Here is a 22,969-nt window from a genome sequence, read left to right as displayed (position 1 = left end):
GCCGACATGTCGGGCGATCAGCGACCACAATGGCCCGGTGAGGACGACGGCACAGTTGGTGTGGACCGATCACCGGGTGGCCGCCCCGCTGATCGCCGTGGCCAGCCTGGTGCTGGGCACCGTGCTCCTGGCGTTGGCGGTGCGGAGCGAACCCGGCGACCCGATCTTCTTCCTCTGGACGCTGGCCGTAGCGGTCGTCTGGGTCGGCGGTGCGGTGTTGATCGGGGCACCGGTGCCCGCCGGTCGGGGTCGGCCGGTCCCTGCCTTCCTGCTCGGACTCGCGTTGGTCGGGCTGTTCCTGGTGGGCGCAGTGCTCGTGGCTCGTATCCCCGTCATGGCGGGGCCGGTGGAACGGCTGCTCGACCACACGACGTCTGGCCCACTGCTGGTGGTGTGGCTGGTCACCGCGGTCACCGGAGCCTGCGAGGAGGTCTTCTTCCGCGGCGCGCTGCACACCATCGTCCCTACCCGGTATGCCGTGCCCGTGACCGCGGCCGCCTACACGTTGACCACCCTCGGCGCCGGCGTGGTGCTGCTCGCCCTGGCGGCCGCGGTCCTGGGAGTGGTGACCGGGCTGCAGCGACGGTCCACGGGCGGGGTCCTCGAACCGGTCGTGACCCACCTGACCTGGTCGACCGGCATCCTCTTCCTGCTTCCCCCCGTCCTGGAGGCCCTCCGATGACCCGCTCCACGGCATACCGCGACCGCACCGTCCTCGTGACCGGTGCCACGGGCTACATCGGCGGGCACCTCGTGCCGGTGCTGTTGGCGCGCGGCTACCGGGTGCGTGTGCTGAGCCGGCACCCGGACGCGGTGGCCGCGCGGGCGTGGGGTGGCCAGGTCGAGACCGTCCAAGGCGACGCCACCGACGGTCCGAGCCTGCGCCGGGCGACGGAGGGCGTCGACGTCGCGTACTACCTGTTGCACTCCATGGACGGGCAGGGGGACTTCCGGGAGGGCGATGCCCGGATGGTGCGGGAGTTCGTCGCTGCTGCCCGGGAGGCCGGAGTCGCTCGGATCGTCTACCTCTCCGGGCTGCACCCGGAGGGTGAGCTGTCGCCACACCTGGCCTCGCGAGTCGAGGTGGGTCGCATCCTGCTGGAGTCCGGTGTCGACACGGCCGTGCTCCAGGCTGCCGTCGTGATCGGCGACGGGTCGGCCTCGTTCGACATGCTGCGCTACCTGACCACGCGACTGCCCGCCATGGTCGCGCCCGTGTGGGTGCGCAACCGGGTGCAACCGATCGCGGTGCGGGACGTGCTGCACTACCTGGCCGGTGCGGCGGATCTCGACCCCGGCATCAACCGCACCTTCGACATCGGCGGCCCGGACGTCTTGACGTTCGCCGAAATGATGCAGCAGTTCGCCCAGGTCGCCGGCCTGCGTCGCCGTCTCGTGGTGACCGTGCCGGTCCTCACGCCCGGGCTGGCGAGTCACTGGGTGGGGCTGGTGACGCCGCTGGACGCCGGACTCGCCAAGCCGCTCGTCGGCTCCCTGGTGCACGAGGTCGTGGTCCGCGAGCGCGACCTCGACGCGCTGGTGGGACCGCCGCCGGGCGGCACCGCCGGGTACCGCCGGGCGGTCGCCGAGGCGTTGCGCGAGGCGGACCCTGACCCGCACCGCTGGGGACCGACGGCGATCGGGGCTGCCGGACTGGTCGTGGGGGCGGTCGGTGGGATGGCCCTTGTCCGTGCAGTTTCTGCGGCTCGCCGGGTCAGCTGATGACCGGCTGCCCGGTAGCGTCGCCTCCGTGACCATCAGCTTCGTCCGACTCGACCCGACGGGTGACGACCGGGACGGGCTCGTCGACTTCATGACCCGCAACGAGTTCCCGTTCCACGTGCGGACCTGCCTGACCTCGGAGCAGGTCGGGGCCTCGATCGCCGAGGGGGCCTTCCGGGACGAGGACAACGACTCGTTCTGGATCGAGCACGACGAGCTGGGCCGGATCGGCTTCTTCCGGTTGGAGGACCTCACCGATGGTGCGCCGCTGTTCGACCTGCGCCTGGACGGAGCGTTCCGGGGACGGGGTCTGGGTGTGCCGATCCTGCGGGCCGCCGCCGACCACGTCTTCGGCACGATGCCAGCGGTCAACCGGTTCGAGGGGCAGACCCGCGAGGACAACATCGCGATGCGCAAGACGTTCCTGCGCGCTGGCTGGGTCAAGGAGGCGCACTACCGGCAGGGGTGGCCGGTCGAGGGCGGGGCGCCGGTCGCCTCGGTGGCCTACGGGATCCTGCGGCAGGACTGGGAGAGCGGCGGCACGAGCACGTTCGACTGGGACGACCTCGGGGACTGATCGGACCACTCAGCCCCGATCAGATTTCCCTGCAGCTGGAGGCAGCTGGGCCACCGTCTCCAGGCCCGCGACGGGATAGGCCGACAGGAGCGCCCTGCCCACCTTGCGCTCGCCGGCGCTCAACTCGCCCAGCCGGTCCCGGGTGAGTTGCGCGACGGTGACGGGCGGGTCGTCCTGGTGCTCCTCGTCCATAGGGGACTGAGGCTAGAGGAAAGCCGTGGTCACCGGGGAGGGGGCGGATTGCCGGCGCCCGCGGTCGGGTCGGTATTGTCGGTGCCGGTCGAGAGTTCCGGTGTCCAAGCCCTGGCTGAGCCGGACGGCAACCCTTCCGCATGGTGACGGGGTGCTCCAGGTGATGACCAGGCTGGCCTACCCGGGTCCGCAAGCACGTATGCCGATCTGTCCCAGGAGTTCTCATGCCCGTCCCGTTGGGTGTCCTCGACCTCGTCCCCGTCAGCAGCGGCGGCACCGCCGCACAGGCGCTGACCAACAGCCGAGACCTGGTGCGCCGGGCCGAGGCGGCCGGCTACCACCGCTACTGGTTCGCCGAGCACCACCTCAACCCCGGGGTCGTCGGGTCGTCCCCGGCGCTGACCATCGCGCTGACGGCGGGGGACACCACGCGGATCCGGCTCGGCTCGGGCGCGGTGCTGGCCGGGCACCGCACCGCCCTGTCGATCGCCGAGGAGTTCGCGCTCCTGGCGGCGGCCTTCCCGGGACGGATCGACCTGGGCCTGGGGCGTTCCGGACTGCGCCGGGCGCCGGGGGCTGACAAACCGACGGGTCTGCCGCCGCGCCCCGCGGCGCAGGAGTACACCACCCCCGAGGGGCTGCTCGTCCCAGCGCCGGTGGCGCTCGGTCCGCTGCTGTCCGGTCCCCGGTTCCGCGCGAGCCAGTCGTTGCTCTACCTGAAGGGGGCGCAGCCGGAGGGGTATGCCGAGATCGTCACCACGATCCAGGACATCCTCGGCGGGACGTTGGAGGTCGGGGAGTTGTCGCTCGACCGGGCCGCAGCCGACACCCCGAGCGACCCCGAGCTGTGGATCCTGGGGAGCTCCAAGGGCGAGTCCGCGGCGCTCGCCGGGCAGCGCGCGTTGCCGTTCGGCGCGAACTACCACGTCGCGCCGTCCGGGGTGATCGACGCCGTCGGCCACTACCGGGACAGCTTCGTCCCCGGTGACCGGCTGACGGCACCGCACGTGACGGTCTCCGCGGACGTGGTCGTGGCCCCCACCGATGACGAGGCCGAATACCTGGCGGCCGGCTACGGGCAGTGGGTGGCCTCGATCCGCACCGGCCGCGGGGCGATCCCGTATCCCACGCCCGAGGAGGCCGCCGCCGACCCGCTGCCGCCCGAGGAAGAGGCCCTGGTGGACGACCGCCTCCGGACCCGGTTCGTGGGGAGTCCGGAGAGGGTCGCCGACCAGCTCGGCGTGCTGCAGGCCGCGACCGGCGCCGACGAGCTGCTGATCACGACGATCACGCATGACCACGAGGCGCGGGCGCGTTCCCACGAGCTGCTGGCCGCCGCCTGGTTCGCCCGCCCCTGACCCCACCACCCGACCGGACGTGTGACCGGGCGGCCCCACCACCCCACCGGACGTGCGACCGGGCGGCCCCAGGGGGTGACCGGACGTGCGACCGGGCTGTCTCTAGGGGCGACCGGACGCGTGACCGGGCGCCCGCCGTCCTGCCGACGGGCGCCCGGTCGGCGTCAGCGGACGGAGATGCCCTTCGCCTCCTCGATCATCGACTGGGCATCGGCCGGGAGTAGGTAGCCCTTGCGGACCAGGGAGTGTGCCCAGGTCGAGTACCGAGACACATACCGGTCGTCGGAGCTGTAGCGCTCCTCGAGCGACCGGCGCGGGTCGCCGTTGTCGATCCGCTCCGCCTTCGTCGCGGCGAACGGGATGAAGGATCCCAAGGAGCCGCACAGCTCGCCTTCCGCGTTGCCGGCCGACCGGTGGTTCCACCCGGTGTAGGTGGCCAGCGGCGCCTCCAGAGCGGGCAACCGGATCCCGGCCCGGGAGTTGCCGTCGACATCGACCCGGGGCACCAGGACGGCATACTCGGCACCCTCGGTCGGAGGCGTCGTGGCGTAGTCGGTGACCCTCAGGTAGTTGAACAGTCCGTTGTAGGTCACGCCCGGGATATCGGGGAAGCGCGTCTCGTCCTGCGCCGAGCCGACGAGCGTGCCGGCGTCGGCCGAGCCGTAGTTGCTGGCCGGCGGGGTGACCCCGTCTGCCGTCCAGCTGTCCAGGCGCAGGACCAGCGATCGGATGACCGCCTGCGTGCCGAGCGGGGTGTTGACCTGCTGGCAGATCCCGAGGTCGTCGTTCGGCGGCAGGATGGCGTTCGCCCCGCCGTGCGGGGTGCCCGCCACCATGTAGAGCCGGACCGTGTCCGGCATCGTCACGTCGGTCGGTCCGGCCGGGTCCCCGTCGGTCACCACGAGGGAGCCGCGGGCACCCCATACCTCGTACTCGCCGTCCACGTGCATGATCTTGGGGCAGGTCTGCGTGGCGCTGCAGGCCTGCAGGATCCCGTCGGTCTCGCCGGTCAGCGGGTCCTGGATGGTGGGGTAGGTGAACGGGAACTGGTCGCCGCGCTGCAGGTGCTCCTCGTGCTGCTTGGACCAACGACCGACCTGGGCGAACTCGTAGTTGAGCCAGATGCGGCGGGAGCCCGCGATGATCGGCATCGCCCCGTCGAAGATCTGTCGGCCGTCGAGGTCCTGGTTGAAGCCTTCGTAGATGAACTCCCGGAGGTAGCGCCCGCTCTGGGACACCCCGAGCGCCACGGCATTGTCGATCGACTCGCCGCCGAGCGGATTCGGGTTGCCCTCCTTGTCCTGGTCGGCGAACCGCAGGAACGAGTTGATGTCCCGGGTGCTGAGCAGGCCGAGCCCGAGCACCGTCGGCTCGGTCCCGGGGTAGATGAACTCGAAGATGGCGCCGGAGTCGAACGGTGCGCCGGGGTGGGTCACCTCGATCTGCTGGTCGTTGACGTATTGCCAGTCGTCGATGGGCTGGCGCGGGTCGCTCTCCTTCTCCCGGATCGTCAGCGAGGCCTCCTCGCGGTCCAGGGATGCTGCCGGGTAGCTCAGCGTTCCGGTCCAGGTCCCCGTGCCCTGGTCGACGAACTCGTCGCGGACGAGGTCGACGATGGGCTCTCCGTCGTCCGTCGCGACGGGAAAGTCGGCGTTGAGGGTGGCCTCGGACTCCGGGAGGTCGCCCTGCCACCCGGACCACACGAGGGTGAATCCTTCGTCGTAGAGCAGGGTGTCCTCGCCGTTGACGAAGGCCGGGATCAGCGGCCTACCCCGGTTGACCACCTCATACAGCAGGGTGCCGTTGCCCTCGCTCATGTCGGTCGGTTTGTGGATCTCGAAGTCGACGCTGTACTCGACCATCCCCTGGTCATTCACGGGCGCCTTGTCCAGGTTCACGATGGCGGCGTTCGCCGGGTCATCGGGGTCTACCTCTCCGTAGACGTGGCCGGTGAGCCGTTCGTAGTCGGAGTCGACGCCCTCCAGCGGAGTGCGTGATTCGACCACCATCTCTAGGTGAGGGTCGGCGTCGGTGGAGCCGGCCTCGGGCGTGATCACCCCGGGATGGGCCGCTACTGGGAGCAGGGCTGGAACTCCGATGAGCAGGGTCGCGGAGATTCCCCGTCCCCAGATGGTGCGTGCCTTCATGTGCTGTTCCCCTTCGTGGAACGAGGGCACCCCATTGATACCCCCTGGTGTCCGCACAGGACTTGGCCTAGTGGCCTATCCAATTGGACAGTAGGGGTCGGCGGTGAGGCCGTCAAGGCTTTGTATGCCGATCGTCGGGATCGCCCGGTCGCGCGTCTGGTCGTGTGGTGGGGCCGACCGGTCGCGCGTCTGGTGGGGTGGTGGGGCCGACCGGTCGCGCGTCTGGTCGGGGAGGCGGGGGTGAGGTAGGTCACGCTGCCGAGATGCATAACGCTATTGACGGATCATCCGAATGCCGTGTTATGTTCATCTCGGTCATGAGCCCCAGCGTCAAGCCCTGGCTTGCTGGGCGGCAACCCTCTCTCGCAGTGGGGTGCTCCAGGTGAGGACCGGGCCGGTCGCAATACCGCGATCGGCAAGTGCGACAGCCACGGAGGTCACTCCCTTGTTCAGCGTCATCCCGGAGCAGCAGCGCAACCTGTCCGCCCGATGTCAGGACGCCGGGCCCGCTCGGATGCGCTCGGCCCGAGGGGCCTGTCAGCACCGCTGACCGACGTCCCGCACGCAGCACCTTCCCCCTTAAACCCGGGGTCCCCGACCCCACCTCCCGGTCCGACGACGGACCGCCCTGCACCCACAGGAGATCTCGTTGACTTCGACGCTGCCCACTTCCGACACCCCCGTGCACCTCGCCATCGCCCTGGACGGCACCGGCTGGCACCCCGCCTCCTGGCGGCGGACCGGCTCCCGGGCCACCGAGGTCTTCACCGGTCGATACTGGACCGATCAGGCGCTGACCGCCGAGCGGGGACTGATCGACTTCATCACCATCGAGGACAGCCTGGCGCTGCACGCCGGCACCCCGTTCGGTCCCGCCCCGGTGCCGACCACCTCGCGGCTGGTCGGCCGCCTCGACGCGAGCCTGGTCGCCAGCTGGGTCGCCACCCGCACCGAACGGATCGGCATCGTGCCGACGATCACCACCACGCACACCGAGCCGTTCCACGTCTCCAAGAACCTGGCGACCCTGGACCACGTCAGCCTCGGACGGGCCGGTTGGCGGGTGCAGGTCTCTGCCCGCCCGGCCGAGGCGGCGCACGTCGGTCGTCGGGCCGCGCCGTTCGGGGACGTCCGTGACGCACGCGACCTCGCCTCCCCGGAGGCGCAGGCGCAGCTGCGCAGCCTGTTCGACGAGGCGGGCGACGTCATCGAGGTGGTCCGCCGGCTGTGGGACAGTTGGGAGGACGGTGCCGAGATCCGCGACGCCGCCACCGGGCGGTTCATCGACCGGGACAAGCTGCACTACATCGACTTCGAGGGCGAATACTTCTCGGTCAAGGGCCCCTCGATCACCCCGCGCCCGCCGCAGGGGCAGCCGGTCGTCACCGCGCTCGGCCACCAGCCGATCCCCTACGAACTGGCCGCCCGCGGCGCCGACGTCCTCTACGTCACGCCCCGGGACGACGAGGACGCCGCGGCCATCCTGGCGCAGGTCCGCGAGCTGGAGGGGCAGCACCGGACCGCCGACACCCCGCTCAAGGTCTTCGCCGACCTCGAGGTGGTGCTGTCCACCCCGGAGCACGGCGACGGGGCGGCGCGGCTGAGGCAACTCGACGAGGTCGCCGGGGAGGAGTTCACCTCCGACGCCCTGGTCTTCGCCGGGGACGCGGCAGCGCTGGCCGACCTGGTCCAGCGGTGGCACGCCCTCGGGTATGCCGGCTTCCGGCTCCGCCCCGCCGAGCACGCGATCGACCTCCCGGCGATCACCGACGCCCTCGTCCCGGCGCTCCAGCGCGCCGGACTGTTCCGCACCGCATACGGCCCCTCCACGCTGCGCGAACGGCTCGGCCTGCCGGCCGCCGTCAACCGCTACGCCGCCAGCGCCTGACCACCCAACTCCAAGGACACCGACATGAGCACACCCCCCAAGCAGGTCATCCTCGGGGCGCACTTCCCCGGGGTGAACAACACCACCGTCTGGAGCGACCCGCGCTCCGGCAGCCACATCGAGTTCGACTCCTTCCGCCGGTTCGCTCGGGCTGCCGAGCGGGGGCACCTGGACTTCCTCTTCCTCGCCGAGGGCCTGCGGCTGCGCGAGCAGCGCGGCCTGATCCACGACCTCGACGTCGTCGGTCGGCCGGACACCCTCCCGGTGCTCGCCGCGCTCGCCGGGGTCACCGACCACCTCGGGCTGGTCGGCACCATCAACGCCACCTTCAACGAGCCGTATGAGGTGGCCCGCCAGTTCGCGACCCTGGACCACCTGTCCGGCGGCCGCGCCGGGTGGAACGTGGTCACCAGCTCCGACGCCTTCACCGGCGAGAACTTCCGCCGCGGCGGCTACCTCGACCGGGAGCTGCGCTACGAGCGCGCCGAGAGCATCGTCCGGGCGGCCCGGCACCTCTGGGACTCCTGGCAGGTCGACGCGGTCGCCGGCGACCAGGAGCACGGGCGCTTCCTGGCGGACGGGACGGTCGGGGAGTTCGGCTACCACGACGACCACTTCGACATCGCGGGCCACTTCAACGTGCCGCGCTCGCCCCAACAGCACCCGGTGATCTTCCAGGCGGGCGACTCCGACGGGGGACGCGAGTTCGCGGCACGCACCGCGGACGTGATCTTCACCCGGCACGGCACCCCGGAGGCGGGGCGGGCCTTCTTCCGCGACGTCAAGTCGCGGCTCGCCCGCTACGGCCGTCGCCCCGACGACCTCAAGATCCTCCCCGGGGTCACCTTCGTAGTCGGCGACACCGACGAGGAGGCCGCGGAGCTTGCCGCCGACATCCGCCGCCAGCAGGTCAGCGGGCAGACCGCGATCCTGCTCCTGGAGCAGGTGTGGAACCGGGACCTCTCCGGCTACGACCCCGACGGGCCGCTGCCCGACGTGGAGCCCGAGGTCGGCCCCTCGAGCATCATCCAGGGCCGGGCCCGGCACGTCGACGACGCCCGCGCGGAGGTCACCCGCCTGCGGGCCCTCGCGGAGGAGAAGAACCTCACGCTGCGCGAGGTCGCCATCGAGCGCGGCCAGCGGCAGGCCTTCGTGGGCAGCCCGGAGACGATCGCCGATGCTCTCATCGACGCGGTGCAGACCGAGGTCAGCGACGGGTTCATCCTCGTGCCGCACATCACCCCCGGGGGCCTGGACGCGTTCGTCGACCAGGTCGTGCCGCTCCTGGTGGAGCGGGGTGCGCTGCGCGCCTCCTATGCCGAGGGGTCGACCCTGCGCGACCAGCTGGGGCTGTCCGCTGCCCGCCCCGCCACCGACTGGGAGACCGCGGCGGCAGCCGGGGTCCGGAAGGAGTCCGCATGAGCACCGCACAGACCGTGGTCCTGGTCGGGAACCCGCGCGCGGGGTCCCGCACCTCCGCCCTGGCCGGCACCGTCGTGGAACAGGTCCGGGCAGCCCTGCCCGACCTGGACCTCGGTGACACACCGGAGGTGCTGGAACTGGCCGAGCTCGTCGGCATCACGTTCACCGCCGAGCCGGCCACGGCGGCGGCACCGCATCCGGACCCGTGGGGTGCGGTCCGCTCGGCCCGGCTCCTCGTCGTGGCGACCCCGACCTACAAGGGCACCTACACCGGGTTGCTGAAGATCTTCCTGGACACCTACCAGGCCGGCGACCTCGCGGGGGTGGTGGCCGTGCCGGTGGCCATCGCCGGCAAGCCCGATCACCGTGACTCCGTGGCCGCGACGCTGCAGCTGCTCCTCGAGGAGCTCGGCGCGCAGGTCCCGTCTGGGGCGGTGTCGCTGCTCGAGCCGGAGGTACCGGACGCTGAGACGGTCGTCGCCGACTGGGTGGGCGAGCACGCGGGCACCCTGCAGCGTGCGCTGACCGCAGCGGGCGTCCGAGCCGAACAGCCCGTCGTGACGGGAGGAGGACGATGACCGCCCACGCGTTCACCGCCCACGATGGGGCGACCGGCCTGACCGGGGAGCCGGGCCCGGACGCGAGCGCCTTCCGGGCCGCCTTCCGCAGCGCGGTCGGCACGGTGAGCGTGATCACCGCCGGTGGGCCGTTGCGCCCGGTCGGTTTCACCGCCACCTCCCTGGTGTCGGTGTCGGTCGACCCGCTCTACGTCAGCTTCAACATCTCCCGGGGCGCGTCCAGTTGGCCGACCCTCCAGCGCGCCGGCCACGTGGCGGCCCACCTGCTCCACCGGGACCAGCAGGACGTGGCCACGGCGTTCGCCACCAGCGGCATCGACCGGTTCGCCGCTGCCGGAAGTTGGGCCTCCGGGCCGCACGGTCTGCCCGTCCTCGACCGTGCCCTGGCCCGTCTCATCCTCGCGGTCCGCAGCCGCACGCACGTCGGCGACAGCGCCGTCGTGCTGGCCGAGGTGGTCGACCTCGAGCACACCCCGGGACCCCCACTCGCCTACCACGACGGTGGCTATCGCGAGATCGCCCCGGCCCTTCCTGCATCCGACCCCACCCCTGATCGGTGACACCCATGAACCACACCACCCGACCCACGTTCCGGGCCGGCGCCGCCCGGCACCGGGCCTCCCGGCATACCCTCCTCGCCCCCGGCGCCCTCGGTGCCACACTCCTCCTCGCGGCATGCGCGCCAGGAGGAGCCACAGAGACCGACGGCGAGGGCGGCGACGGCGCGGCGGCCAGCGCGCTGCCGGCGTCGGCACCCGAAGAGGTCACGCCCGGCGGTGCCCTCCGGTTTGCCGTCGGATCCGACCAGGGCTGCGTCGACCCGCAGCAGGTCGGCAGCAACGACACCATTTACTCGATCCGCCACCTCGTGGATTCCCTGACCGACCAGGACCCGGAGACCGGGGAGATCGTCCCCTGGCTCGCCGAGTCGTGGGAGGTCAACGACGACGCCAGCGCCTACACCTTCCATCTGCAGGAGGGGGCCACCTTCAGCGACGGCACCCCGGTGGACGCCGAGGCGGTCAAGACCAACCTGGACCGGGCCACGGACATCGGGGCGCGTGGCGCCCTGATCAAGGGCTACCTCGACGGCTACGCCGGCACCACCGTCGAGGATGACCGCACCTTCACCGTCGAGTTCGACCGGCCCAACGCCCAGTTCCTGCAGGCGACCTCGACGCATACCCTCGGGCTGCTGTCGCCGGAGTCGGCCGCACAGTCCGACGACGAGCGGTGCGCCAGCGTCGTCGGGTCCGGCCCGTTCACGCTGGAGAACTACGAGCCGAACAGCTCGATCACGCTGGCTAAGCGGGAGGGCTACGACTGGGGATCCTCCTTGTGGCAGCACACCGGGGAGGCCTATCTGGACACCTTGGAGTTCTCCGTCGTGCCCGAGTCCGGCGTCCGGTCCGGATCGCTGCAGTCCGGCCAGGTCGACGTCATCGGCAACATCGCCCCGCAGGACGAGGAGCCGCTCAAGGCGGCGGACGCGCAGTTGCTGGCCCGGGCCAACCCCGGCATCCCGTTCGGCCTCTACGTCAACCACGACAACGAGGTGCTGTCCGACCCGGCGGTGACCGAGGCGATCGCGCTGGCCATCAACCGTGAAGAGATCGTGGAGACCGTCTACACCACCTACAACGTTCCCGCCACGAGCGTCCTGGCCTCCACCACCCCGCTGTATGCCGACCAGTCCGAACACCTACGGTTCGACCCGGTCGCGGCGGAGGCCGCGTTGACCGAGGCGGGCTACGCCAAGGGTGAGGACGGGGTCTACGCCAAGGACGGACAGCGGGCGTCCTTCGACATCCTCTGGTTCAACAACGCCGCGACCAACGCCCCCACCCTGGAGCTGATCCAGCAGCAGCTGGCGTCCGTGGGCATCGAGGTGACCCTGACCGAGGGCCAGGTCGCGGACTGGGCCGCCACCGTGGCCGAGGGCAACTTCGACGCCAACTGGGGCAACATCACCCGTGCCGACGCCGACATCCTGCGCGGTTCGTTCCACACCGGCCTGGCCAACAGCTACCGCCTCGAGCCGTCCGACCTGGACGACGTGCTGGAGGCTCAGGCGGGGGCCGCGGACCCGGCCGAGCGCGCTGAGCTGGCCGCCCGGGCCCAGGCGCAGATCGTGACCGAGCGGCACGTCGTGCCGGTCGTCGAGCTGACCACGGTCCTGGGCGTCGGACCGACCGTGCAAGGCGTCGCCTTCGACGCCGGCTCCCGGGTCCAGCTCTACGACGCCTGGATCGAGCGCTGATCGATGGCTCGCTACGTGCTCCTCCGGCTCGGCCTGGCGGTCGCGGTGCTGTGGGCCGCCTACACGGTCTCCTTCGTCGTGCTCTACCTGCTGCCCGGCGACCCGGTGGCGGCGATGGCCTCCGGCGGGATGGAGGGCGCCCCCGTGGGCGCGGAGGAGCTGGCCGCGCTGCGCGCGCAGTACGGCTTCGACGACCCGTTCCTGGTGCAGTACGGCACCCGGTTGTGGTCCGCGCTGCACGGTGACCTCGGGGCGTCCGTCCAGTCCGGGCAGGCGGTGACCGCCGCCATCGCCCAGGCCCTGCCGAGCACCGTGCAGCTGGCCGCCAGCGCGCTCGTGCTGTCCGTGTTGATCGGCGGTGGGCTGGCCCTGGTGGCGACCTACACCTCGGTCGGCTGGGTCCGGCAGTTCCTGCTGGCGCTGCCGCCGGTGGCGGTGTCGTTGCCGACCTTCTGGGTCGGGCTGGTGCTGGTGCAGTGGTTCAGCTTCACCTTCGGCCTGTTCCCGGCGATGGGCGACCAGGGGTGGCGGTCGGTGGTGCTGCCGGCGGTGACGCTGGCCGTGCCGATCGGTGCGCTGATCGCCCAGGTGCTGGCCACCTGCCTGCAGGACGCGCTGCGCGAGCCGTATGTCGTCACCGCCCGGGCCAAGGGGATCGGCAGGATCGCGATCCACGCCCGGCACGCGCTGCGCAACGCCTCGCTGCCGGTGCTGACCGTCCTCGGCCTGGTGATCGGCAACCTGATCGCCGGCTCGGTCGTGGTGGAGACGGTGTTCAGCCGCTCCGGCGTCGGCCGGCTCACGGTCAGCTCGGTCAGTTTCCAGGACCTCCCGGTGGTCCAGGGCGTCGTCGTCCTCGGTGCCACGGTCTTCGTCCTGACCAACCTGCTCGTCGACCTCGTCCTGCCGCTGGCCGACCCCCGGGTCGCCGTCGGCCGGTCCTACTCCTGAGAGGGGGAGCCCCATGTCGCTCACCCAGACCACGGTCCTGCTCGACCCACCCGCCCAGGGCGGTGACCGGCCGGCACCCGCCGGCGGCGCGCTGCAGCAGCCGGCGCGGTCCCGGTCGCGTGCTCTCCCCGCGGCCCGGTGGCCCAAGGCGGTCCGGTTCGCGGTGCGCCGTCCCGGCCTCGTGCTCAGCCTCGCGCTGCTCCTGGTGGTCGTGGTGGCCGCCTTCGCCCCCGGCCTCGTCGCGCCGGGTGACCCGGAGACCGGGATCACCGCCGAGAAGCTCCAGGCACCCAGCGCGGCCCACCTGTTCGGTACCGACCACCTCGGTCGGGACCTGTTCACCCGGGTCGTCCACGGCACCGCCCTGTCCCTGCGCACCGCGCTGGTCGCCGTCGGCCTGGCCCTGGTCGTCGGCGGCTTGCTCGGGGTGACCGCCGGCTTCCTCGGCGGGTGGGTCGACAACGTCGTCATGCGCGTCGTCGACGTGCTGATGGCGATCCCGTCCCTGTTGCTGTCGCTGGCGCTGATCGCCGCCCTCGGCTTCGGCCCCACCAACGTGGCGATCGCCGTCGCCGTCGGCAGCATCGCCACCTTCGCCCGGATCGCCCGGTCGCAGACCCTCCGGGTCTGCCAGGCCACGTATGTCGAGGCCGCCCGCTCCCTCGGGTCCCGCTGGCACGTGACGCTGCGCTGGCACGTGCTGCCCAACGCCTCCGGCCCGATCCTGGCGCTGGCGGTGCTCGAGTTCGGGATGGCGATCCTGGCCGTCTCGGCGCTGAGCTTCCTGGGCTACGGGGCGCCGCGACCGGCCCCCGAGTGGGGGTCGCTGGTGTCCGAGGGGCGCAACTTCCTGGCGACCGCCAGTTGGCTGACCACGCTGCCCGGACTGACCATCGCCGCCACGGTGCTCGCGGTGAACCGGGTCTCCAAGGCCCTGGACGGGGAGTGGGGTGGCTTCCGGTGAGCCGGGGCACGCCGTCCGACCGGGCCGGGCAGCCCGACCCGGCCGGCACCGACACCGTCCTGGAGGTCCGTGACCTGCGCGTCAGCTACCAGACCTCACGGGGTCGGGTGGAGGCGCTCAGGGGCGTCGACCTGGCCGTCGGGCGCGGTGAGGTCGTCGCGCTCGTCGGGGAGTCCGGGTCCGGCAAGAGCACACTGGCCCACGCGGTGATCGGGCTCCTCGCCGAGAACGCCGCCGTCGAGGGCGGCACCATCGCGGTGCGCGGACGGGACATTGCCCGGTGGGGCGAGCGCCGGCTGCGCGCCGTCCGGGGACGCGAGGTCGGCCTCGTCCCACAGGACCCGAGCGTCTCGCTGAACCCGGTGAAGCGGATCGGGCCGCAGGTGCTCGAGGCGGTCACCGCGCACCGCAGGCTGCCGCGGGCCGCCGCGCGGGCCGAGGCGCTGGGGCTGCTGGAGCGGGTCGGGCTGGACCGCCCCGAGGTGCGGCTGCGCCAGTACCCGCACGAACTGTCCGGCGGCATGCGGCAGCGGGTGCTCATCGCCATCGCGATCGCCGGACGCCCCGACCTGCTGATCGCCGACGAACCCACCAGCGCGCTGGACGTCACCGTGCAGCGCCGGATCCTGGACCACCTGGAGACCCTGACGGCCGACCTGGGCAGCTCGGTGCTGCTGGTCACCCACGACCTCGGGGTGGCCGCGGACCGGGCCGACCGGATCGTGGTGATGCAGGGCGGCCTGGTCGTCGAGGAGGGCCCCGTCCGGCAGATCCTGGAGGACCCGCAGGACGCCTACACGCGGCGGCTCCTGGCCAGCGCGCCCGGCCTCGGCGCCCGGGTGACGGGCCCGGCATACGCCCCGTCCGTGCCGGTGCCGGAGGAGGCGACGCCCGTGGTCCGGGCCGAGCACCTGGTGAAGGACTTCGCGCTCCCGGCCACCCGGGGCAGCGGCCCGCGGGTGGTGCGGGCCGTCGACGACGTCAGCTTCGAGCTGCACCGGGGCCGCACGCTGGCCCTGGTGGGCGAGTCCGGCTCGGGCAAGTCCACAACGGCCCGGCTGGTGCTGCGGCTGGCCGACCCGACGTCCGGCACGATCACCTTCGACGGCGCCGACATCACCACCGCCTCGGGCCGCCCGTGGCGCGAGCTGCGGCGGCGGGCGCAGCTGATCTACCAGAACCCGTATGCGTCGCTGGACCCGCGGTTCTCCGTCGAGGAGCTGGTCACCGAGCCGCTGCGTGCGTTCTCGGTCGGCACCCGCGCCTCGCAGCGCGAGCTGGCCGCCCGCCTCGTCGACCGGGTGGCGCTGCCCGGCGGGACGCTGACCCGCAAGCCGGCCGAGCTGTCCGGCGGCCAACGGCAACGCGTGGCGATCGCGCGGGCGCTCACCCTGTCCCCCGACCTGGTGGTCTGCGACGAGGCGGTCTCGGCGCTCGACGTCTCGGTGCAGGCGCAGGTGCTGGAACTCCTCGCCGAGTTGCAGGCGCAGGACGGACTGGCCTACCTGTTCATCACCCACGACCTGTCCGTCGTCCGGCAGATCGCGCACGACGTCGCGGTCATGCGCCAGGGGCGGATCGTCGAGCTCGCCCCCACCGAGCAGGTCTTCGAGCGCCCGGCGCACCCCTACACCCACGAGCTGCTCTCGGCGATCGCCGGGACGCGGCACCCCAACGCCCAAGGAGTCCCCGCGTGAAGTTCCTCGCGCTCACCCTGATCACGCACGTCCCCGACCCGGTCAACGGGACCCATCTGTCGACCCACGAGCGGCTGCGCCAGGTGGTTGACAACGCGGTGCTGGCCGAGCAGCTCGGCTTCGACGGGTATGCCGTGGGCGAGCGCCACGAGCGGCCGTTCATCTCCTCCTCGCCGCCCGTGGTGCTCAGCCACATCGCCGCGCGTACCAGCCGGATCCGGTTGTTCACCGGCGTGACCACGCTCAGCCTGTTGGACCCGGTCCGTGCCTTCGGGGACTACGCGACGCTGGACAACCTGGCCGACGGGCGGCTCGAGCTGATCATCGGGAAGGGCAACGGCTCGGCCCAGCGGGAGCTCTTCCAGGTCACCCCCGAGGACCAGTGGGCCCGTAACCGCGAGTCCTACGAGGTGTTCCGGCGGCTCTGGCGGGACAACCGGATCACCTGGTCCGGCCGGTTCCGCCCGCCGCTGGTCGACGCCGAGGTGTGGCCCCGGCCGCTGCAGCGCCCGATCCGGGTGTGGCACGGCAGCGCGACGAGCACCGCCTCGGTCGACCTGGCGATCGAATTCGGTGAACCGCTGTTCTCGGCGAACGTTACGCATCCGGTGGGGCCGTATGCCGAACTGGTCCGGTACTACCGGGAGCAGTGGGCGGCGGCCGGCCGGGACCCCGCGGAGGCCCTGGTGGGTGCGGGCTCCGCCGGCCTGGTGGTGACCCGGGACAGCCAGGAGGCGGTCGGGCTCTACCGGCCGGTCTACGAGGCCCGGACCCGGCAGTTCGCGGCGCTCGGGGTGGAGCCGTCGTTCCGGGACTACGAGGACTTCGTCGAGCGCAGTTCGGCGCTGATCGGCAGCCCCGAGCAGGTCGTCGACAAGGTGCACCGCTACCACGAGCAGCTCGGGCACGAGGTGCTCCACGTGTCCGCCGACGGCGAGGGGCTGACCGGGGCCCAGCACCGGGCCAGCCTCGAGCTGTTCCAGTCGGAGGTGGCACCGGCGCTGCGCGCGTCGATCCCGTCGCGGCCGCTCGCGGCGCCGATGACTCCTACCGAAGATCCTGCGTTAGCGGCGCGGTGTGAGGCGGGTCTCCTTTCGCATTGAGGTCGTGATGGGTTAGGCTTCCGAACGAAATCCATCACGACCGGCAGAGGGACAGGCCCGATGAAGCCGGGGCAGCCTCCCGCGGGGTAACCCGCGGGAAAGGTGCCAAATCCTGCGGCGGCCCCTCGGGGTCGGCCGGAAGATGGAGCTCGTGGACGGGTCGCAGGCCCGCCCCCGGGTAGCGCCCATCGTCCGCACCCGCAGGATCTGGCGGCCGGACACCTGGGAAGGGCGCGACCGACATGACCGAGATCTCCCGACTGACCCGCGGCCTGCGGACCGGCATCGACAGCGATCCCGCGCAGGGCGCGGTCATCCCCCCGCTGTACCTGTCCAGCAACTTCAGCTTCGCCGAGTTCGGCGTGCCCCGGGAGTACGACTACACCCGCAGCGGCAACCCGACCCGCGACGTCCTCGCCGAGGCACTGACCACGTTGGAGGGCGGCTACGGCGGGACGATCACGGCGACCGGCATGGCGGCGATCACGCTCTGCACCCAGGCGCTGCTGCGGCCCGGCGACACGATCCTGGTGCCGCACGACTGCTACGGCGGGAGCTGGCGGTTGTTCGACTCCCTCTCCGGCCGGGGTCAGTTCGCGAGCCGGACGGTCGACTTCGGCGACCCGGTCGCCGTCCAGGAGGCGCTCTCCGGACCGAACCCCCCGAAGGTGGTCTGGCTCGAGACGCCGTCCAACCCGTTGCTGCGGGTCACCGACATCGCCGCGGTCACCGAGGCCGCTCACCGGGTCGGTGCCCTCGTGGTGGCGGACAACACCTTCCTCTCCCCGGTGCTGCAGCAGCCGTTCGAGTTCGGCGTGGACGCCGTCGTGCACTCGACCACCAAGTTCATCAACGGCCACAGCGACGTCGTCGGCGGCGCCGTGATCGCGGCGAACCGGGAGCTGCACGAGGAGTTCGCCTACTGGGCCAACGTCCTGGGCATCGTGGGCAGCCCGTTCGACTCCTACCTGACCCTGCGCGGCCTGCGGACACTGCATACCCGGATCCGGGCACACCAGGAGAACGTGACGGCGGTGGTCGAGGAACTGGCCGACCACCCCGCGCTGGCCGCCTGCTACTACCCGGGCCTGCCGGACCACCCCGGCCACGAGCTCGCGGCCCGGCAGCAGAAGGGCTTTGGCGCGATGCTGTCCTTCGAGCTCGTGGGGGGCGAGCTGGCGGTGCGGGCGTTCCTGGACGGGCTGCGATGTTTCAGCCTCGCCGAGTCCCTGGGCGGCACGGAGAGCCTGGTCGCCCACCCGGCCACCATGACGCACGCCTCGATGAGCGCGCAGGCCCGCGAGGTCGCCGGGATCCGCGACGGGCTGCTGCGGCTGTCCGTCGGCATCGAGGAGGCCGCCGACCTGGTCGCTGACCTGCGCGCCGGCCTCGACCGGGCCCTGGAGGCGACGGAGGCGGCCGACCCGGCCCACCGCAGCGAGGTAGCGTGACGCCGACAGGAGGCGAACTGGTGGGCACGCGGCAGCCGGCACGGGCCGGCCTCGGGGCACGGTTGGCCGCGCCCGGGAGGCCCCTGCTGTTGTTCAGCATGACCCCGCCCCGGCAGAACACGCCCGAGGCGGACCGGGCCCGCATCGCCGAGGTGATGACCGGCCGGCTGCGCGACCTGGACCTGGACGCACTGATCCTCTACGACATCGAGGACGAGAGCGACCGCAACCCGCAGGAGCGCCCCTTCCCCTACCTGCCCACGATGGACCCGGCGGACTTCCGGACCCACCTCACCGGCTGGGACGGTCCCGTGGTCGTCTACCGCACCGTCGGCAAGTACGAGCCGACCGAGCTCAAGCAGTGGTTGACCGACCAGGACCCGGACCGGGTGGCCACCGTCCTGGTCGGCGCGTCCACCGGCTCCACCCGGGTGCGCACCCGGCTCGCGGAGGCCCAGTCGCTGTGGCGCGACAGCGGCGCGGCCCTGCCGCTCGGCGCCGTCGCCATCCCGGAGCGGCACGCCGCGCGCGGTGACGAGCACGACCGGATGCTCCGCAAGCAGGCGGCGGGTACGTCCTTCTTCGTCACCCAGGTCGTCTACGACATCGATGCCGCCAAGGACCTGGTCTCCGACTACTACTACGCGTGCGTGGACCGGGGGGTGCGGCCGGCACCGCTGGTCTTCACCCTCTCGGTCTGCGGGTCGCTGAAGACGCTGGACTTCCTGCAGTGGCTCGGGGTGAACCTGCCCCGGTGGCTGCTCAACCAGCTCGAGCGTGCCGAGGACCCGCTCGCCGAGTCGCTGCGCCAGTGCGCCGAGATCGCGGCCGGCCTCGCGGACTTCTGCACCCGGTTGGGTATGCCGTTCGGCTTCAACATCGAGAGCGTGTCCATCCGCCGGGTCGAGATCGACGCCTCGGTGCAGCTGGCTGCGCACGTCCGGGAGGCGCTGGTCGGCAGGTAGGTTGCGGGCCCGGCTGTGGACGGACGGCCCCGCGTCCGGCGTGCCGTGCCAACCTGGACCGCATGGGAGGGAAGGGGGACTATGGGAGTCATGCCGACCCCTCCGCTGAGCCGGCCGTTGACCCTCGAGGACTTCGAGGCGATCCGTGACGTCGAGGACGGGCACCGCTACGAGCTCATCGACGGGGTGCTGGTCGTGACCCCGTCGCCCGTCCCGCGCCACCAGCAGGTGGTCACCGAGCTGCTGTTCCTGCTGCGGTCGACGATCACGCCGGGGCACCGGGTGTATGCCGCACCGCTGGACGTCCGGCTCGGAACGGACACCGTGGTGCAGCCGGACCTGCTGGTCGCGGCACCGGCCACCGTCACGGCGGGGTGGGTCGACGGCCCTCCTGCCCTGGTCGTCGAGGTGCTCTCGCCCAGCACCCGCTCCTTCGACCTCGGCGCAAAGCTGCTGCGCTACGAGCAGGCAGGGACCCCGTCCTACTGGGTGGTGGACCCGGACGAGCCGTCCCTGCGGGCCTGGGAGCTGGACGCCGACGGCTACCGCGAGGTGGCCCGCGCTGCCGGCGACGAGGTGGCAGAACTGGCCCGGCCGTGGCCCCTCCGGGTCGTCCCCGCCGACCTCGCGGCCGGGGACCTCCCGGGCCCGGTCGGACCCTCCTTGTAGGGTGCGAAGCGGCGGACGGTCCACGGGACGGGGGACCGCCGTCGACCCGAGGCGAAGGAGCCCCTGTGCGCATTGGCGTCCCGTTGGAGTCGCTCCCCGGGGAGACGCGCGTCGCCGCGACGCCGCAGTCGGTGGGTCGGCTGGTCGCCCTGGGGTATGCCGTGACCGTCCAGTCCGGGGCGGGGAGCCGGGCCAGTTATCCGGACGAGGCGTATGCCGGGGCGGGCGCCACCGTGGACCCCGGACCGGAGGTGTGGTCCGCCGACGTGATGTTGAAGGTCAACGCGCCCTCGACCGAGGAGATCGCGTGGCTGCGACCGGGCACCACCCTGGTCGCGCTGCTCAGCCCGGCGCTGTCCCCGGACCTGCTGGACGCGCTCGCCGCCCGTGGGGTGACGGCCCTGGCGATGGACGCGGTGCCCAGGATCTCCCGGGCGCAGTCGCTGGACGTGCTCTCCTCGATGGCGAACATCGGTGGCTACCGGGCCGTGGTCGAGGCGGCGCACCAGTTCGGGTCGGTGTTCACCGGCCAGGTCACGGCCGCCGGCACCGTGCCGCCGGCGAAGGTCTTCGTGATCGGCGCGGGGGTCGCCGGCCTGGCCGCGATCGGCGCCGCCTCGAGCCTGGGCGCCATTGTCCGGGCCTTCGACATCCGGCCGGAGGTGGCCGAGCAGGTCGCCTCGATGGGCGCCGAGTTCGTCCAGATCGAGCTCCCCGACCAGGGGCCCAGCGCCGACGGGTACGCCCGCGAGATGGACGAGGACCTCGAGGCACGGGCGATGGAGGTGTATGCGCAGGAGTGCGCCGAGGCCGACATCGTCATCACCACCGCCCTCATCCCGGGCCGGCCGGCGCCCCGGCTGATCACCGCCGAGACCGTGGCCGCCATGAGACCGGGCAGCGTGGTCGTGGACATGGCGGCGGCCAACGGCGGCAACTGTGCGGCGACCGTGCCGGGCGAGGTCACGACGACCGCAGGCGGGGTCAGGGTGATCGGCTACACCGACCTGCCCGGGCGGCTGCCGACGCAGGCGTCGCAGCTGTTCGGCACCAACATCGCCAACCTGATCACGCTGCTCACCCCCGGCTCGGACGGTGACCTGGTCCTCGACCTGGACGACGAGGTGCAGCGCGGCCTGACCGTGGTCCACGAGGGCACCGTGACCTGGCCGCCGCCCCCGGTCACCGTGTCGGCCACGCCCCCAGCGGCCGCAGCCGCTACCGTCGACGAGCCGGAGCCCGCGCCCTCGCCCCCGAAACCCCCACCGGACCCGCGTCGCCGGTACGCCGCGATGGGCCTCGCCGCGGTCCTCTTCGCGCTGGTGGCCAGCGTCTCGCCGCCGACCTTCCTGGGCCACTTCACCGTGTTCACGCTCGCCGTCATCGTCGGCTTCTACGTGATCACCAACGTGACGCACGCCCTGCATACACCGTTGCTCGCCGAGACCAATGCGATCAGCGGCATCATCCTGGTCGGCGCGCTCCTCCAGGTCGGCAACGAGGACCTCCTGGTCCGCAGCCTGGCCCTGGGGGCCGTGGTGGTGGCCAGCGTCAACGTCTTCGGCGGGTTCGCCGTCACCGGGCGGATGCTGCGGATGTTCCGGCGGGACGAGGCGGCATGAGCGTCACCTCCCTCAACCTCGTGCAGGCCGCCTACATCATCGCGGCCGTGCTGTTCGTGCTGTCCCTGGCGGGGCTGTCCAAGCACGAGACCGCCCGGCGCGGCAACGCCTTCGGCATCATCGGCATGACGATCGCGCTCGGTGCGACCGTGTGGCTGGCCGCGCTGGAGGCGGACAACCCGGTCCTGACGCTCGCACTGATCGGGGCCGCGATGGCGGTCGGCGCGGCGATCGGCCTGTGGCGCGCCCGCGTCGTGGAGATGACCTCGATCCCCCAGCTCATCGCGGTGCTGCACAGCTTCGTCGGGATCGCGGCGGTGCTCGTCGGCTACAACGCCTACGTCGCTCCCGGTCCGCTGACCGGGGCGGAGGAGACCATCCACCTGGTCGAGGTCTTCCTCGGCATCTTCATCGGCGCGGTGACCTTCACCGGCTCCGTCATCGCGGCGCTCAAGCTCAGCGCCAAGATCTCCGCCAACCCGTTGATGCTCCCGCACCGGCACCTGCTCAACCTGCTGGCGCTCGTGGTCTCCGCTGGGCTGCTCGTCTGGTTCATGGTGAGCCACTCGGTGCTGCCGCTGGTGCTGATGACGGTGATCGCCCTCGCCTTCGGCTGGCACCTGGTGGCCTCGATCGGTGGCGGGGACATGCCGATCGTGGTGTCGATGCTCAACAGTTACTCCGGGTGGGCGGCCGCCGCGGCCGGCTTCATCCTGGGCAACGACCTGCTGATCGTCACCGGCGCCCTCGTGGGGTCCTCCGGTGCCATCCTCAGCTACCTGATGTGCCGGGCGATGAACCGCTCCTTCATCTCGGTGATCGCCGGCGGCTTCGGCACCGAGAGCGTCGCCTTCGAGGAGGGCGAGCGGGTCGGTGACTACCGGGAGAGCAACGCCGCGGAGGTGGCCGAGCTGCTCCGGGAGGCCCGGTCGGTGGTCATCACCCCCGGCTACGGCATGGCCGTGGCGCAGGCGCAGTATCCCGTCGCCGACCTGACCGCCCGGCTACGCAAGCGGGGCGCGCAGGTGCGCTTCGGCATACACCCCGTCGCGGGGCGACTGCCCGGTCACATGAACGTGCTGCTCGCCGAGGCGAAAGTGCCCTACGACATCGTGCTCGGGATGGACGAGATCAACGGCGACTTCGGCGACACCGACGTCGTCCTCGTCATCGGCGCCAACGACACCGTCAATCCGGCGGCCGTGGATGAGCCGGGGTCGCCGATCGCCGGTATGCCGGTGCTCGAGGTGTGGCACGCGAGGGACGTCGTGGTACTCAAGCGGTCGATGGCCAGCGGGTATGCCGGCGTGCAGAACCCGCTGTTCTACCGGGACAACACGCGGATGCTGTTCGGCGATGCCAAGGAGGCGGTCGAGTCGGTGCTGCGGGACCTGTGAGGGGAA

20 protein-coding genes and 3 riboswitches are annotated in these 22,969 nt (G+C 71.9%); of the genes, 18 read left to right on the top strand and 2 right to left on the bottom strand.

Going from position 1 to position 22,969, the window contains the following annotated elements; genetic code table 11:
* Window positions 1-37: 37 nt before the first annotated feature.
* Genes FB467_RS01830 through FB467_RS01820 form a run of 3 tightly spaced genes read left to right on the top strand, consistent with a single transcriptional unit; the run spans window position 38 to window position 2,299 of the window.
* A complete protein-coding gene (locus FB467_RS01830; RefSeq protein ID WP_141783575.1) occupies window positions 38-682 on the top strand; it encodes a CPBP family glutamic-type intramembrane protease in 645 nt (214 codons plus the stop codon).
* A complete protein-coding gene (locus FB467_RS01825; protein ID WP_141783574.1) occupies window positions 679-1,722 on the top strand; it encodes an NAD(P)H-binding protein in 1,044 nt (347 codons plus the stop codon). The genes FB467_RS01830 and FB467_RS01825 overlap by 4 nt, the downstream gene beginning before the upstream one ends.
* 28 nt (window positions 1,723-1,750) lie before the next feature.
* Window positions 1,751-2,299: a GNAT family N-acetyltransferase gene (locus tag FB467_RS01820; RefSeq protein WP_141783573.1), complete on the top strand. Its 549-nt coding sequence runs from the start codon at window positions 1,751-1,753 to the stop codon at window positions 2,297-2,299.
* 9 nt (window positions 2,300-2,308) lie between these two features.
* Here the strand turns inward: FB467_RS01820 and FB467_RS01815 are convergent, their stop codons facing one another.
* Complete coding sequence (locus FB467_RS01815) at window positions 2,309-2,491, bottom strand: hypothetical protein (protein ID WP_141783572.1); 183 nt, start codon at window positions 2,489-2,491, stop codon at window positions 2,309-2,311.
* 86 nt (window positions 2,492-2,577) lie between these two features.
* Window positions 2,578-2,693, top strand: a riboswitch (SAM riboswitch).
* Between the two features lie 22 nt (window positions 2,694-2,715).
* Between FB467_RS01815 and FB467_RS01810 the strand changes: the two genes are divergently transcribed.
* Window positions 2,716-3,849 (top strand): LLM class flavin-dependent oxidoreductase, encoded by a 1,134-nt coding sequence (locus FB467_RS01810; RefSeq protein ID WP_141783571.1) that lies wholly within the window; start codon window positions 2,716-2,718, stop codon window positions 3,847-3,849.
* A gap of 164 nt (window positions 3,850-4,013) precedes the next feature.
* Here FB467_RS01810 and FB467_RS01805 read toward each other — a convergent pair whose 3' ends face one another.
* The gene (locus FB467_RS01805; protein ID WP_141783570.1) at window positions 4,014-5,996 is read right to left on the bottom strand and encodes an alpha/beta hydrolase domain-containing protein; all 1,983 of its coding nucleotides are present in this window, start codon (window positions 5,994-5,996) and stop codon (window positions 4,014-4,016) included.
* A gap of 313 nt (window positions 5,997-6,309) precedes the next feature.
* Window positions 6,310-6,424: riboswitch (SAM riboswitch) on the top strand.
* Window positions 6,425-6,645: 221 nt separating this feature from the next.
* Here FB467_RS01805 and FB467_RS01800 point away from each other — a divergent pair.
* From FB467_RS01800 to pntB, 14 genes are all read left to right on the top strand, one after another.
* Window positions 6,646-7,884 carry an LLM class flavin-dependent oxidoreductase gene (locus tag FB467_RS01800; RefSeq protein ID WP_228393160.1) on the top strand — a complete coding sequence of 413 codons (1,239 nt, stop codon included), beginning with the start codon at window positions 6,646-6,648 and terminating at the stop codon, window positions 7,882-7,884.
* A gap of 24 nt (window positions 7,885-7,908) precedes the next feature.
* Window positions 7,909-9,306, top strand: coding sequence for an NtaA/DmoA family FMN-dependent monooxygenase (locus FB467_RS01795; RefSeq protein ID WP_141783569.1), 1,398 nt, complete (start codon window positions 7,909-7,911; stop codon window positions 9,304-9,306).
* Window positions 9,303-9,884 (top strand): NADPH-dependent FMN reductase, encoded by a 582-nt coding sequence (locus FB467_RS01790; protein WP_141783568.1) that lies wholly within the window; start codon window positions 9,303-9,305, stop codon window positions 9,882-9,884. The genes FB467_RS01795 and FB467_RS01790 overlap by 4 nt, the downstream gene beginning before the upstream one ends.
* On the top strand, window positions 9,881-10,444 hold the full coding sequence (locus tag FB467_RS01785; protein WP_141783567.1) for a flavin reductase family protein: 564 nt from the start codon (window positions 9,881-9,883) through the stop codon (window positions 10,442-10,444). The genes FB467_RS01790 and FB467_RS01785 overlap by 4 nt, the downstream gene beginning before the upstream one ends.
* A 5-nt stretch (window positions 10,445-10,449) precedes the next feature.
* Window positions 10,450-12,144 carry an ABC transporter substrate-binding protein gene (locus FB467_RS01780; RefSeq protein WP_141783566.1) on the top strand — a complete coding sequence of 565 codons (1,695 nt, stop codon included), beginning with the start codon at window positions 10,450-10,452 and terminating at the stop codon, window positions 12,142-12,144.
* Window positions 12,145-12,147: 3 nt separating this feature from the next.
* Window positions 12,148-13,095 carry an ABC transporter permease gene (locus FB467_RS01775; protein WP_141783565.1) on the top strand — a complete coding sequence of 316 codons (948 nt, stop codon included), beginning with the start codon at window positions 12,148-12,150 and terminating at the stop codon, window positions 13,093-13,095.
* Between the two features lie 13 nt (window positions 13,096-13,108).
* Window positions 13,109-14,059 (top strand): ABC transporter permease, encoded by a 951-nt coding sequence (locus FB467_RS01770; RefSeq protein ID WP_141783564.1) that lies wholly within the window; start codon window positions 13,109-13,111, stop codon window positions 14,057-14,059.
* Window positions 14,056-15,756: a dipeptide ABC transporter ATP-binding protein gene (locus FB467_RS01765; protein ID WP_211350525.1), complete on the top strand. Its 1,701-nt coding sequence runs from the start codon at window positions 14,056-14,058 to the stop codon at window positions 15,754-15,756. The genes FB467_RS01770 and FB467_RS01765 overlap by 4 nt, the downstream gene beginning before the upstream one ends.
* Window positions 15,753-16,859, top strand: a complete 1,107-nt coding sequence (locus FB467_RS01760) for an LLM class flavin-dependent oxidoreductase (protein WP_141783562.1) — start codon at window positions 15,753-15,755, stop codon at window positions 16,857-16,859. Before FB467_RS01765 ends, FB467_RS01760 begins: the two co-directional genes overlap by 4 nt.
* Window positions 16,860-16,887: 28 nt before the next feature.
* Window positions 16,888-17,008, top strand: a riboswitch (SAM riboswitch).
* Between the two features lie 93 nt (window positions 17,009-17,101).
* A complete protein-coding gene (metB, locus tag FB467_RS01755; protein ID WP_141783561.1) occupies window positions 17,102-18,310 on the top strand; it encodes a cystathionine gamma-synthase in 1,209 nt (402 codons plus the stop codon).
* A 20-nt stretch (window positions 18,311-18,330) separates the two neighbouring features.
* Window positions 18,331-19,275, top strand: coding sequence for a methylenetetrahydrofolate reductase (locus FB467_RS01750; RefSeq protein WP_228393158.1), 945 nt, complete (start codon window positions 18,331-18,333; stop codon window positions 19,273-19,275).
* A 90-nt stretch (window positions 19,276-19,365) separates the two neighbouring features.
* Window positions 19,366-19,944, top strand: a complete 579-nt coding sequence (locus tag FB467_RS01745) for a Uma2 family endonuclease (RefSeq protein WP_211350524.1) — start codon at window positions 19,366-19,368, stop codon at window positions 19,942-19,944.
* 65 nt (window positions 19,945-20,009) lie between these two features.
* Window positions 20,010-21,566, top strand: coding sequence for a Re/Si-specific NAD(P)(+) transhydrogenase subunit alpha (locus FB467_RS01740; RefSeq protein WP_141783559.1), 1,557 nt, complete (start codon window positions 20,010-20,012; stop codon window positions 21,564-21,566).
* A complete protein-coding gene (pntB, locus tag FB467_RS01735) occupies window positions 21,563-22,963 on the top strand; it encodes a Re/Si-specific NAD(P)(+) transhydrogenase subunit beta (RefSeq protein WP_141783558.1) in 1,401 nt (466 codons plus the stop codon). The genes FB467_RS01740 and pntB overlap by 4 nt, the downstream gene beginning before the upstream one ends.
* The last annotated feature ends 6 nt before the right edge of the window (window positions 22,964-22,969 follow it).

The organism is Ornithinicoccus hortensis (genome assembly GCF_006716185.1).
Lineage (GTDB): Bacteria > Actinomycetota > Actinomycetes > Actinomycetales > Dermatophilaceae > Ornithinicoccus > Ornithinicoccus hortensis.
The sequence above is the reverse complement of the archived record's forward strand: the minus strand, read 5'-3'. Positions and strand labels throughout refer to the sequence as shown.

Excerpts from the sequence above, each read along its gene's own strand:
- FB467_RS01825 (WP_141783574.1), top strand. The coding sequence starts at position 679 with ATGACCCGCTCCACGGCATACCGCGACCGCACCGTCCTCGTGACCGGT.
- FB467_RS01815 (WP_141783572.1), bottom strand. The coding sequence starts at position 2,491 with ATGGACGAGGAGCACCAGGACGACCCGCCCGTCACCGTCGCGCAACTC.
- FB467_RS01810 (WP_141783571.1), top strand. The coding sequence starts at position 2,716 with ATGCCCGTCCCGTTGGGTGTCCTCGACCTCGTCCCCGTCAGCAGCGGC.
- FB467_RS01805 (WP_141783570.1), bottom strand. The coding sequence starts at position 5,996 with ATGAAGGCACGCACCATCTGGGGACGGGGAATCTCCGCGACCCTGCTC.
- FB467_RS01795 (WP_141783569.1), top strand. The coding sequence starts at position 7,909 with ATGAGCACACCCCCCAAGCAGGTCATCCTCGGGGCGCACTTCCCCGGG.
- FB467_RS01790 (WP_141783568.1), top strand. The coding sequence starts at position 9,303 with ATGAGCACCGCACAGACCGTGGTCCTGGTCGGGAACCCGCGCGCGGGG.
- FB467_RS01785 (WP_141783567.1), top strand. The coding sequence starts at position 9,881 with ATGACCGCCCACGCGTTCACCGCCCACGATGGGGCGACCGGCCTGACC.
- FB467_RS01780 (WP_141783566.1), top strand. The coding sequence starts at position 10,450 with ATGAACCACACCACCCGACCCACGTTCCGGGCCGGCGCCGCCCGGCAC.
- FB467_RS01775 (WP_141783565.1), top strand. The coding sequence starts at position 12,148 with ATGGCTCGCTACGTGCTCCTCCGGCTCGGCCTGGCGGTCGCGGTGCTG.
- FB467_RS01770 (WP_141783564.1), top strand. The coding sequence starts at position 13,109 with ATGTCGCTCACCCAGACCACGGTCCTGCTCGACCCACCCGCCCAGGGC.
- metB (WP_141783561.1), top strand. The coding sequence starts at position 17,102 with ATGACCGAGATCTCCCGACTGACCCGCGGCCTGCGGACCGGCATCGAC.
- FB467_RS01745 (WP_211350524.1), top strand. The coding sequence starts at position 19,366 with ATGCCGACCCCTCCGCTGAGCCGGCCGTTGACCCTCGAGGACTTCGAG.
- pntB (WP_141783558.1), top strand. The coding sequence starts at position 21,563 with ATGAGCGTCACCTCCCTCAACCTCGTGCAGGCCGCCTACATCATCGCG.